At 44.6% G+C, this 11,541-nt stretch carries 10 protein-coding genes; 8 read left to right on the plus strand and 2 right to left on the minus strand.

Translation table 11 applies throughout. The features are described 5' to 3' along the window. Positions 1-323: 323 nt before the first annotated feature. Complete coding sequence (locus GKZ87_04185) at positions 324-1,556, minus strand: EAL domain-containing protein (protein ID QSI27877.1); 1,233 nt, start codon at positions 1,554-1,556, stop codon at positions 324-326. Between the two features lie 155 nt (positions 1,557-1,711). Then, positions 1,712-2,929: an RNA polymerase factor sigma-54 gene (gene rpoN, locus GKZ87_04190; GenBank protein ID QSI24763.1), complete on the minus strand. Its 1,218-nt coding sequence runs from the start codon at positions 2,927-2,929 to the stop codon at positions 1,712-1,714. 135 nt (positions 2,930-3,064) lie between these two features. Between rpoN and GKZ87_04195 the strand changes: the two genes are divergently transcribed. The 8 genes from GKZ87_04195 (at position 3,065) to GKZ87_04230 (ending at position 11,475) form a co-directional block, all read left to right on the plus strand. After that, positions 3,065-5,770 carry a PRD domain-containing protein gene (locus GKZ87_04195; protein QSI24764.1) on the plus strand — a complete coding sequence of 902 codons (2,706 nt, stop codon included), beginning with the start codon at positions 3,065-3,067 and terminating at the stop codon, positions 5,768-5,770. Positions 5,771-6,291: 521 nt separating this feature from the next. Further along, the gene (locus tag GKZ87_04200) at positions 6,292-6,702 is read left to right on the plus strand and encodes a PTS sugar transporter subunit IIA (GenBank protein QSI24765.1); all 411 of its coding nucleotides are present in this window, start codon (positions 6,292-6,294) and stop codon (positions 6,700-6,702) included. An 11-nt stretch (positions 6,703-6,713) separates the two neighbouring features. Next, positions 6,714-7,460 (plus strand): membrane biogenesis protein, encoded by a 747-nt coding sequence (locus GKZ87_04205; GenBank protein ID QSI24766.1) that lies wholly within the window; start codon positions 6,714-6,716, stop codon positions 7,458-7,460. A 4-nt stretch (positions 7,461-7,464) separates the two neighbouring features. Beyond that, positions 7,465-7,935, plus strand: coding sequence for a PTS mannose/fructose/sorbose transporter subunit IIB (locus GKZ87_04210; protein ID QSI24767.1), 471 nt, complete (start codon positions 7,465-7,467; stop codon positions 7,933-7,935). A gap of 16 nt (positions 7,936-7,951) precedes the next feature. Further along, the gene (locus tag GKZ87_04215) at positions 7,952-8,728 is read left to right on the plus strand and encodes a PTS sugar transporter (protein ID QSI24768.1); all 777 of its coding nucleotides are present in this window, start codon (positions 7,952-7,954) and stop codon (positions 8,726-8,728) included. Then, entirely contained in the window at positions 8,712-9,533 is an 822-nt protein-coding gene (locus GKZ87_04220; GenBank protein ID QSI24769.1) for a PTS mannose transporter subunit IID, read from the plus strand. Before GKZ87_04215 ends, GKZ87_04220 begins: the two co-directional genes overlap by 17 nt. A gap of 323 nt (positions 9,534-9,856) precedes the next feature. Then, complete coding sequence (locus GKZ87_04225; GenBank protein ID QSI24770.1) at positions 9,857-10,165, plus strand: hypothetical protein; 309 nt, start codon at positions 9,857-9,859, stop codon at positions 10,163-10,165. 398 nt (positions 10,166-10,563) lie between these two features. Beyond that, on the plus strand, positions 10,564-11,475 hold the full coding sequence (locus GKZ87_04230; protein ID QSI24771.1) for a patatin family protein: 912 nt from the start codon (positions 10,564-10,566) through the stop codon (positions 11,473-11,475). The last annotated feature ends 66 nt before the right edge of the window (positions 11,476-11,541 follow it).

Consider the following 11,541-nt stretch of genomic DNA (forward strand, 5'->3'; position numbering starts at 1 on the left):
TACACATAAACAGAAATGTCTGGCTGTGTATTATACTTCTTACGAGAAACCGGATATAACATGAAAAGAGATCAGCTGCATTGTTTACACGCTTTACACGATGCGGCTGATTCTTTTTGTATCTTATGCTATGGATTGTTCTTTGTATCCTATATTATAATACTCATCTTTTAGAGAAAATAGACGCTTACAAGCCTTTTCTTCCATACGTATCCGACAGCACCCTTTACGGAATGTAACCGATAAGGTGCAAGTATCGCTTCTTTTCGTCTGGTTTCTTTTTTCTCCAGACAGCTGTGAATGATGCGTCATTGCTTTCATCGTTAGTCTGTATCATCACAGCTGCTGCTATCCTCTGAACCCATATGCTCCTGAAAAAAACGGTCGGCGGGTAATGGTGGGGAATAGTAAAAGCCCTGTATCTGCGTACAGTGAAGTGCAGATAGAAATTCCAGCTGCTCTCTTGTTTCCACACCTTCTGCTAGCACCGGTATAGAAAGCTGTTGCAGCATAGGAATCATATGCCGTAACAGGATTTGCTTGCGGCTGTTCCAGGGGGTTGAGAAAAACGAATGATCCAGCTTGATTTGATCCACATCGATCCAGCTCAGGATATGCAGATTGCTGCGTGCTGTACCAAAGTCATCGAGTGAGCATTGCATACCTGCCTCCTTCACCCTGTGCAGGAAGAGCTGTACCTGTTCTTTTCTTTCAAAGGGAATTTCCTCATGCAATTCCAGCTCGAGCAAACTGGAAGCGATGTCATAGCGGCGCTGTATGTCGAGAATCTCTCCCAGGTAATACAAGCCGTCCTCAAAGGAAGAACGGGAGACATTGATACTGATGGGAAGCAGGGGAAGTCCCTGTTTTTTTCTTTCGGATAATCGCTTACAGACAGCTTCAAACATGTAGATATCCAGCAGCCGGATACAGGTGTTTTCATCGGCAATCGGAAGAAATTCCTGCAGCGGAATGCACATACCGTTATGAATCCAGCGCAGCAGAGCTTCGGCACCAATGAGTGTATGCGTTCGGGAATCATACTTTGGCTGCAGGTATAAGTGGAATTCATGATGATAAACAGCCTTCAAAATATTCTGTTCCAATGAAAAACGATGATGCAGGCTTTCCTTCTCCCGGGGTGTGTAAAAGGCATAGGAGGTTGAAAACCGCTCCATATCCCGATTGTGCGTCCGGCAGTATTCCGCATAGCCAATAGCATCCTCCAGGGTGTCACAAACCATGGGCTGACAGATTCCAAAGGACAGTGCAAGTGCGGTATCATAAAGCTGTGCAGCTATGCGCTCTGCCTGGTCGTCCAGCTCATATACCAGCTGTAATGTATCCAGACGGTTATAGGAGGGAAGAAGAAAGACCAGCCGATAATCAGAAAGCTCTGCCACAAGGGCATCGTGCTTGAGATGTGGCTGTACTTGATTCTGCAGGCGGTGAAGCAGCTGCAAAAGCCGTGTTCTGCCAAACAGCAGAACGAGCTGCTCTACCTGCTTGATTCCCATTGTCATTACACAGCAGTTTCTTTGTTGTACGCTGTTCATTTGCTTCCGATCATTTGTGTTCATATCTGGCACCTCTCAGCTAGAGTTTTGCCCTTTTCCTTTCTTTTATTCGACGGAAAAGCATGGAATGAAGAATTGGTTCTTTTCGTAGAACGTAATATACAGCTGCTGTATGAGAAAAGAAAGGGAGTGCCTCAGATACGCTTTCGCTCCTGGCTTTTTGGAATATGCAGCTGCTGGCGGTATTTGGTGATAGCCCGGCGGGAAACAGAAAGATCCATTGCTTTCAGCTTGATAACAAGCTGCTGATCGGAAAGGGGATGCGTTTTATCCTCATTCTGTATCATAGTAAGCATGGCACGCTGTACAGCGGCACTGCTGTCCCCCTGCATTGTGGAAGCGCTCAGCAGCTGATGGAACGCATAGCACTCCTTCTCAAACAGATAATACTTATTGTGCAATGCCCTGGATACGGTAGATACATGCAGTCCGAGTCTGTCTGCCAGCTGCTGGAGTGTGCAGGGCTGTAATTCATCGCCATACAGGAAAAAGCCCTTTTGTATTTGTACAAGCTCATTCACAATCATGAACAGGGTGGCGTTTCTTCGATTCAGTGCTTCAAACAGCAGACATGCTTCCTGAAAATAGGATTTCAGCTTATCGCTATGTTCAATCGCCTGCACATAGTGCTCCTGTAAAACCGTAGAACCATAACGCATTGGAAGTATTTGCAGCCGTTCCTCCTCAACGCAGATTTCCAGCTCCGGCAGGATAGTTTCTATAGAATCCTGCTCATATTCGTGGCAGGGACAGGGAGTGCAGGAACGCAGTGAGAAAATCACCTCCTTGACTTCCCGTGCAGACAGCCGCATACCCTTTGCGATTGCCGTAATATTTTTCTCTGCCAGCTCTGCTGCATATTCACGTAACAGCTGCTCTCCCAACCGGTTATGAGATCTCTGACATTGCAGTATCAGCGCCTCCCGGACATTTCGCGCCGCAACTCCGCACGGTTCAAGGCTTTGCAGGATATGCAGCTGCTTCAGAAGCGTAGTCTCATCTGTTTGTAATAGCGCACAGCTTTCCGGAATGGATTCACGGAAAAATCCCTGTGTATCAAGTGATTCAATCAGATAGGAGCATATAGCTTCATCATAGGGCAAATTACAGGTGTGCAGCTGCAAATACAAATCCTCCTGCAGTGTATGCTTGTGTGCCATATTCTGAAGCAGCCATTCATCGGAATTTGTCTGCGGGTGAAAATCCAGAAACGGATTCTGCTGTACACTGTTTAGAACCAGCTCCATCAGCTCACGGCTATCCATTTTCAATATTTCCAGCGCCTGCTGGTTTTTCTGTGTCATGCTGTAGGTTTGCTTCATCGTCTGTGTTTGCTGCATGCTTTGTGTCATATGCTCACCTCTATTCCTTTTTCTTTTAACCTAGCAAAAATCGTGCCAACAATCGTCACTTTCCAGCAGTTTCCGCATTGACTTTCAAAATATTCACCGATACACTTATAATAAGGAAAGGAAGTCGTTTCGTATATGATAGAGAAGGTATATGCCTATGTGGTGGAGGCGACAAAAGAGCATTTATGTGAGAAGGGAAACTCACTTTATATCAGTGAACAGCTAAAACTGAGCCGCAATATGGTATCTCAATACCTCAATCAGCTATTTTCACAGGGGCGTTTGATTAAAATCAATACCAGACCGGTTGTATTTTACGACGGGAATGTGGTTGAGGCGCAATACGGTGTTCACCTACACGGACAGGAATTTATCTCAGATAAGGAGTTTCAAAAAGCGCTGCAGCCGGCAAAGCCACAGGATTTTGAAAAGCTGATTGGCTGTGATGAAAGTCTGGCTACGCTTGTGAACCAATGCAAGGCTACCATATCGTATCCCCCTGCCGGTCTTCCTTTACTTCTATATGGCCCTACGGGTACGGGCAAGAGCTTTCTTGCACAGCTGATGTATGAGTATGCAAGGAATCAGGGACTGATTAAGGAGGATAAGAAATTTCTAATCGTAAACTGTAGTGAGTATGCCAACAATCCGGAGCTGTTAACGGCCAATCTGTTTGGACATAAAAAGGGAGCCTTTACCGGTGCTGACAGAGATAACCCCGGATTGATCAAGCTTGCGGAGGGCGGTGTTCTGTTTCTGGATGAGGTGCACTGTCTGAAAGCGGAATGCCAGGAAAAGCTGTTTCTGTTTATGGATAAAGGGATTTATCATATGGTGGGGGATAATGAGAAATGGTATGAATCCAGTGTCCGTCTGATATTTGCGACAACGGAAAAGCCGGAGGATGTGTTGTTGAAAACCCTGCTGCGCAGAATTCCCATGATGGTTACGGTGCCGTCCCTGGAGGAGCGGGGAGCCCATGAGCGTCTGCAGCTGATTCATTCCATCTTTGAGGATGAGGAAAAGCGGATTCATAAATCTATCAGTATATCCGCACTCGTTTATCGCCTGTTTCTGAATACACAGTTTACAGGAAATATCGGAGAACTGAAAAATGCTATTCAGGCCAGCTGTGTGAATGCCCTGTTTGCGTCCAAGCAGGATAGTGCCGTATTGGAAATCCGCGCCTATAATCTTCCGGAAAAAATGATGGCAGGGAAGGAGTCCGGTAAATCTTCAGCTGGAGAAAACCAGCGAATGATTCCAATTCATGAACTGAAAAGCTTTGTCACAAGAGAGCGGCCGCTTATACGGCTACTGGAACAAATTCTTGAAGCCTTCACTGCACGCAATGACCTGAACGGCTTTCTGCATGAGGCTGAGCTCTGCATTCATACGTATCAGGAGGCTATCATGCTGCGAAACAGTGCTTCCTTAAGCAGGGATGACTATGTACAGGGGATTGTGACAAATATCTTTGATATGCTTTCTCTGCGCTACGGCTTTCAATATGTGAACAACGATATGATAACGATTACCGCCTATATCAGCGACTGTATGCAGAATATACTGGAGCTTGGTAACTGGCAGGATGCAAAGCGAAGGGCTGTACAGGGGATGCAGGATTTTATGAAGCAGGAGCTTTCCAGAGAATATGCGATAGCAGAAGAAATCCGCGAGCATCTGGAAAACAATTTAGACATGGAATTTGACGATATGATTACGATTATACTGAGTCTGCATCTGAAAATACTGAACCGGGTACAGGATCTGAACAAACGCATCGGTATTATTATTGCGCATGGCTTTTCTACAGCCAGCTCTCTGGCAGATGCTGTGAATAAGTTTCTCGGACGTTATGTATTCGATTCCATCGATATGCCGCTGCATGTGACAACACAGGAAATCATTGAGCGCTTAAACCGTTATCTTAGCAAAACCGGACGGTTTGAGGAGCTGTTTCTGCTGGTGGATATGGGGTCTTTGGAGGAGCTGTATAAGGGTATTGAAAACCAGAATACTACGATAGGTATTATGAACAATGTGACGACCAAGCTCGCCCTGGAGGTGGGAAACGGTATGATTCAGGGAACCGGTATGAGGGAAATCTTTGAACGGGTCGAAAAGCATAACAGCAACCATTATCATATTGTAGAGCATCGCAGAAGGGAAAAGGTCATTTTATGCTCTTGTGCAAGCGGTATGGGAACTGCCGAAAAGCTGAAAAAGATTCTGAAGGATTCACTTCCTGTTGATCTGCCAATTCAGGTGCTTACCTATGATTACAATACCCTGCTGGAAAAGCAGATGCATGATGCCTTCTTCGATCATTATGAGGTCATCTGTATTGTAGGTACGCTGAATCCCAACATGGAAGGTATCCGCTTCATTCCGATTGAGGATTTAATTATCAATGATACACTAGATGAACTGAATGTGTATTTCCAGGATTATATCAGTGAGGAGGAAATGAAAACCTTTAAACAGAATATATTGAAGAATTTCTCCTTATCGAACATCATGAATAATTTGACTATTCTCAATCCCAATAAGCTGCTGGAGCATGTTGCGGATGCGATTGATCAGCTGCAGCTGAAGCTGGGGCTTCGCTTTACTAATAATACCTGCTTTGGTCTGTATGTGCATATCTGCTGTCTGATTGAGCGTCTGGTGACACGCAGGGAGATAGAAGTATATACGGATATTGAGGACTTCGCACAGAAGGAAGCGTCCTTCATTGCCTGCGTTAAGGAGGCGTTCAGTGTCGTAGAGGAATATTACGGTGTGAAGATACCGGAGGAGGAAATCGGATATATCTTCAATTATGTGGAAAATAATTAACCATCTGTAACCATACTGGCATGTGATCCAATACACAAGGGAATCAGCTTTTTGAAGAATATATGCTTGATTATAGCATCTGTTTATATTTTGCTTGCAAATTGCATCACAGGGACAATCCGCTTGGGTTGTTCCTTTTTAACGTTTATGCAATAAGCAGGAAAGGATACAGCGTCGATGAAACAGGTGACAGCGTCGGTGAGGCATAGGGTTTTACAGGCTGGAATGTAGTATTCAAAACAAAAGGACAGCCTGGAAAGTATCATTGAAAACAAAAGGGCAGCTTTATCCGGAATTCTAAATACTTTTTTCATGAGGAGGAGGTCTGCCTGTGCTGTAAAAGTACCGTTTATATGCGTATATTCCTGCTTTCTTTATAAAATAAGGCGCAATATGAAAATATAGATTCCTGCTATTGGTTTTTATCTATTTCTGATGGAAGCAGCTAGCTTTCATTTTATATTTCTTATATCTGATTGGCACGCTTTTTGCTAGGTAAATAAGTGAAGGGAGTTGAAGACATGGCAAACATAATTCTGGCATCGCATGGTGAGCTGGCAAAGGGGATGCTGAATTCTGCGGCAATGATTATCGGCAATCTTGCAAAGGATGTGGAGGTGTACTGTCTGTATCCAGGGCAGAATCCACAGGACTATGCGGAAAAGCTCCGGCTGCGTATTGCAGACAGTGATGAAGCATGGGTCATCGTGGCAGATATTCTCGGTGGCAGTGTGCATACGGCATTTGCACAATTAACTGCATATGGCAATGTAACGATTCTGTCGGGTATGAATCTGAATCTGGTGCTTAGTATCCTGCTAGGCAACCGTGATGATGTCAGTGAACAGCGAATGAGTGAGATCGTGGATGAGGCTAAAACAGGAATCACCTGTAAAAAAAGCATAGATACACAGGAAGAAGAGGATTTTTAAGGAGAGGATGAATGAAGATGAAAAAAGAATTTCTGGATGTATTTCAAAGTAAGAAGCCGATTTTCGGTATGCTGCATCTGAAAGGAACTAGTGATGCAGAGGTGATGGAGCGGGCAAAAAAGGAAATCCGTGTATATTATGAAAACGGAGTTGATGCCGTAATTGTGGAAAACTACTTTGGAGTCTATCATCATATGATGATGGTATTGGAGTATTTGAAGGAGAATTATCCGGATCACATCTATGGCGTGAATTGTCTCGATCAGGATACGATGAATTTTGAACTGGCAATGAAATATGCGGCGACCTTTGTACAGCTTGATTCCGTGGCAGGACATCTGGATTCGAAGAATGATGAAACCTTTGCGGCGTTCATGCAGCTATATCGTTTGCGGTATTCCGGCTATGTTCTGGGAGGTGTACGTTTTAAATACCAGCCCTATCTCTCGGAGAGAAGTCTGCAGGAGGATTTAACGATTGGCAAGACACGCTGTGATGCCATTGTCGTTACACAGGATGCCACCGGACAGGAGACAAGTATGGAAAAGATAAATGAATTCAGAAATATTTTGGGTGATTTTCCGCTCGTAATCGGGGCCGGGATGACACCGGAAAACTGTGCAAAGCAATTTGCTGTCGGCGATGCTGCAATCGTGGGAAGCTTCTTCAAGGATACCTATAAGGACAGCGGGGATGTGGATGAGGAGCATGTGAGATGCATGATGGCAGCGAGAGATGCTTGTCTGAAGGGGGAGTAGCGATATGATTAAATTACTGCGTGTCGATCACCGACTTCTGCATGGACAGGTTGCCTTTTCCTGGACAAAGCAGTTGGGCGCTGACTGTATTCTGATTGCCAATGATGAGGTGGTTCAGGATGAGCTTAGAATGACAGCAATCCGGATGTCGAAGCCAAACGGGGTCAAGCTGGTGATGAAAAGTGTGGATGCTTCTATCAAGGCATTAACCAGTGGTGTGACGGATAAATACAAGCTGTTTATCATATGCGGAAACATTGCAGATGCTGCAGCACTTGTCAGAAATGTTCCGGCACTGACCTCTATCAATCTGGGCGGGCTGAAAAACGAGCCTGGAAAAAAACAGATTTCAAAGGCTATTTCTGTAGATGAACAGGATGTGAAACTATTGAAGGAGCTGCATGAACAGGGTGTTGAGCTGGAAATCCGTATGGTACCGGGTGATCCCAAGCAGGATCCCCTGCAGCTGATATAGCAAGGAGGAAAGAAAGATGAATTTACTGATACAATCACTGTTGATTGGGTTCGTTGCGTTATTCGGGTATGCGAATGCAATTATGGGTAGTTCCATGCTGGACCGCCCACTCGTTATTTCACCACTGGTTGGTCTGGTGCTGGGGGATTTACAAATGGGAATCATGGTCGGAGCAACTCTGGAGCTGGTATGGCTAGGGGCATTTCCGGTCGGTGCGAGCAATCCGCCGGATATGGTATCCGGGACAATTATCGGAGCATCCTTTGTAATTTCCAGCGGCAGTGAAGCCGGAACCGCTGTAGCATTGGCTGTTCCTATCGCTACACTCGTGCTGATGCTGAGTAATATTTTAATGATGTTTGTAATTCCGCAGCTATGCTGTGTGATGGCAGACCGCAATGCGGCAAAGGGAAATGTAAAGGGTGTTGAGCATGCTCATTTACTGGCAGTCAGCATCTTCCTTATTCCATTATCCCTGCTGGTGGCTGTTTCCTACTATGTGGGAGCACCGTTTATCGCAGATATCGTAAAATCCATTCCGGCCTTTATTACACATGGCCTGGAGGTCGCAACCGGAATTATCCCTGCCATCGGATTTGCAATGCTGGCAAGGATGATTATGACAAAGGATGTCGCAGCCTTCTTCTTTGGCGGTTTTCTGTTGAGCGCCTATCTGCAGGTACCGGTTCTCGGTGTTGCACTGATGGCCTGTGTTATCGTAATCGTGATTATGACAATAAAAAAGGATACAAGTATGAAAATGGAGGTCGTACAGGATGACAACGAATTCTAATCTGAAAAAGCTGAATAGAAAAGATCTTATGAGTGTGTTCTGGAGATCCTGTCATCAGGATGCTTCCTGGAATTATGAGCGCCAGCAAAACCTTGCGGCCGGCTATACCATGTGCAAGGTTATCAAAAAGCTGTATGCAGATGATGAAGAAGCGAGAAGCCGCGCCTTACAGCGGCATCTGGAATTCATGGCAATTACTCCGCATCTGTCCACCCTGCTGTATGGGATTCTTGCGGCGATGGAAGAAGAAAATGCAAATAATAAGGATTTTGATGAAAACTCAATCAACGCAGTGCGTGCATCTCTGATGGGGCCGCTGGCAGGAATTGGTGATTCTCTGATTTGGGGGACTCTGCGTATCATAGCGGCAGGCATCGCAATCTCCTTTTCCAAAGATGGCAATATCATGGGGCCGTTGATTTTCCTGCTGATTTTCAATATTCCTGCATGGCTTTTGCGGTATTTCTGTCTGAATAAAGGGTATAGTCTGGGTGCTGATGTGTTTAAACAGGTGACGGAATCCGGTCTGATGGAGAAGGTAACCTATGCGGCTTCCGTTGTCGGTTTGATGGTAATCGGCTGTATGAGTGCTTCCATGGTATACTTTGAGCTGCCAATTAAGGTGGGAAGCGGTGATTTTGCACAGCCGTTACAGGATTATCTGAATGAGGTCATGCCCTGTCTGCTTCCGCTTGCTATATTTGGCATTCTGTATTATTTTCTTGGCAAAAAGGTTAAAACGACAACGATTCTTATCGTCATCATCGTTTTAAGTATATTCCTGGCGTTCTTTGGAATTGTTTAATATATTTTACATTGTCTGCTTGAATAAAATGGAGGCTTTGATTAAAAAGAGCCTTCTTTTTTATATGGTTCTATGAAATCATATTTATATGATATCCAGATACGGATAAAAAAGTCTGTCTCTTACATGCAGGGCTTAGGAATATCTTATATATAGCAGATAGGGGAATATGTATAACACAGAAGACTGCGACAGGATACGTGCAGGACTGTACAGCAGTCTCTTAAAAGGATAGTTGCAATATCCTTTCCCAGAAATTACCAGTTGTTTTCTTCTGTATATTTTTCACTCGCTATAATACAATAGTACAAGGAGAGTGAGATATGGAAGAAGAAATGAAAATAGAAGATGCATGGAGGCTGCTTATGCAGTACCCGAATGTATGGCTGGGAGATTATCCCGAAGAACTGTATCGTGCCTTTCTGGAAATTGGCAGAGACGAGCTGATCTTCAACAGTAAAAAGCAAAAGGTTATAGATGAAATCACAGAGCTGATGATTCGGGTGAAGCCGGGTCTGCGCATCCTTCGGGAGGAAGTCGTAAGTGCAGGAAGAAAGGGACAGCATATCCTGTTGTTTGATGAAATGTTTGTATCCGTATTCCGATTGAAGGAAGCAGGCTCTGTCGCATAGCGTAAAGAATACCTATAAAGAAACCGGAGTAAGTCTTCGGTTTTTTCTTTTATAGAAAAAGCGTTTATATAATGCAAAGAAAAGCTGTGTATATGACTTATAAAACGTATATATAGCTTATAAAGAACGCATACATAGGACAAGCCTTTTTTATTATTCTTTAGCGGCAGCAGGGATAGAAGTTTTATAAGCTGAAAGAAAAGTATCGGTTCAGCGATTGGTTTCGTTTAATTCCTATAATTTGACTATGGTAAGAAGCTGTGCTATCATTGCTACGTAAAAAATCTCAATGAATCGCATAATAAACAGGTGTGGTTAAGGTCTGTGGTATTTATGCCACATTATGCCTGTATTTGTTTTTCTATGCATTATTGAGTCAGGAAAGGAAGGCTGCAGTTATGAATAAACAGTATAGAGGCTTTCATCAGTTGCCGCACAGCACAGCATCTAATGAACTGCAGGAGGGCTGTATTGTCCTGGAGGGTGGAGCGTTTCGTGGATTGTATGGAGAAGGTGTGCTTGATGCACTGATGCTGGAAAATATCAATATGCGCTGTACGATTGGTGTTTCTGCAGGTGCTATGAACGGACTGAATTATGTATCCGGTCAGATTGGCCGTTCCATTCGCATGAACTTAAAATACCGTCATGACAATCGCTATGTAGGTAGAAAGGCACTGCGCAGCAGCAATGGCCTGATTGGCTTTGATTTTGCCTTTCATCAGGCAGATAAGGAATACCCGTTTGACAGGAAGCGCTTCTTTCAATTTGACCGCCGCTTTCTTGCTGTTGCGACAAACTGTGAAACAGCAGAGCCCGTTTATTTTGAAAAGGATCACTGTCGGGATATCTTTCAGGCTGTCCAGGCTTCCGCATCCATGCCGTTTATTTCCAAAATGGTCTGGATAGAGGGCTATCCGTATCTGGATGGCGGCTGCAGTGATAAGATTCCCTTTCACTGGGCATTGCGCGAAGGCTATAAGCGCATCCTTGTTGTGCGGACAAGACCCATGTCCTATCGGAAAAAGGTTAATAGTATCACGCAGAAGCTGCCGCTGGAGAAAACGATATACAAAGCCTACCCTAAATTCATTCAGGCACTGGAACAGATGGATACGATGTATAATGAACAATGTGAGGAGCTGGAAGCCCTGCAAAAGCAGGGACGCCTCTATGTGATAGCCCCATCACAGCCGGTAACCGTTGGAAGACTGGAGCCGGATTTGGAGAAGCTGGGCAGCCTATACTGGATGGGATATTATGATACCAGACGTCAGATTCAGGAAATACGCCGTTATCTTGTACGCTGAAGACAGCAGAATAAGCCGGAAAAACCCTGGTACAGTATGCGAGATACCCTGAGATTATACTTGGGG

The sequence above is a fragment of the Erysipelotrichaceae bacterium 66202529 genome (genome assembly GCA_017161075.1).
Lineage (GTDB): Bacteria > Bacillota_I > Bacilli_A > Erysipelotrichales > Erysipelotrichaceae > Clostridium_AQ.

What these genes read in the sequence shown, in the direction of transcription:
- GKZ87_04210 (QSI24767.1), top strand. Translation starts at nt 7,465, where the DNA reads ATGATTAAATTACTGCGTGTCGATCACCGACTTCTGCATGGACAGGTT.
- rpoN (QSI24763.1), bottom strand. Translation starts at nt 2,929, where the DNA reads ATGACACAAAGCATGCAGCAAACACAGACGATGAAGCAAACCTACAGC.
- GKZ87_04220 (QSI24769.1), top strand. Translation starts at nt 8,712, where the DNA reads ATGACAACGAATTCTAATCTGAAAAAGCTGAATAGAAAAGATCTTATG.
- GKZ87_04195 (QSI24764.1), top strand. Translation starts at nt 3,065, where the DNA reads ATGATAGAGAAGGTATATGCCTATGTGGTGGAGGCGACAAAAGAGCAT.
- GKZ87_04200 (QSI24765.1), top strand. Translation starts at nt 6,292, where the DNA reads ATGGCAAACATAATTCTGGCATCGCATGGTGAGCTGGCAAAGGGGATG.
- GKZ87_04225 (QSI24770.1), top strand. Translation starts at nt 9,857, where the DNA reads ATGGAAGAAGAAATGAAAATAGAAGATGCATGGAGGCTGCTTATGCAG.
- GKZ87_04215 (QSI24768.1), top strand. Translation starts at nt 7,952, where the DNA reads ATGAATTTACTGATACAATCACTGTTGATTGGGTTCGTTGCGTTATTC.
- GKZ87_04230 (QSI24771.1), top strand. Translation starts at nt 10,564, where the DNA reads ATGAATAAACAGTATAGAGGCTTTCATCAGTTGCCGCACAGCACAGCA.
- GKZ87_04205 (QSI24766.1), top strand. Translation starts at nt 6,714, where the DNA reads ATGAAGATGAAAAAAGAATTTCTGGATGTATTTCAAAGTAAGAAGCCG.
- GKZ87_04185 (QSI27877.1), bottom strand. Translation starts at nt 1,556, where the DNA reads ATGAACAGCGTACAACAAAGAAACTGCTGTGTAATGACAATGGGAATC.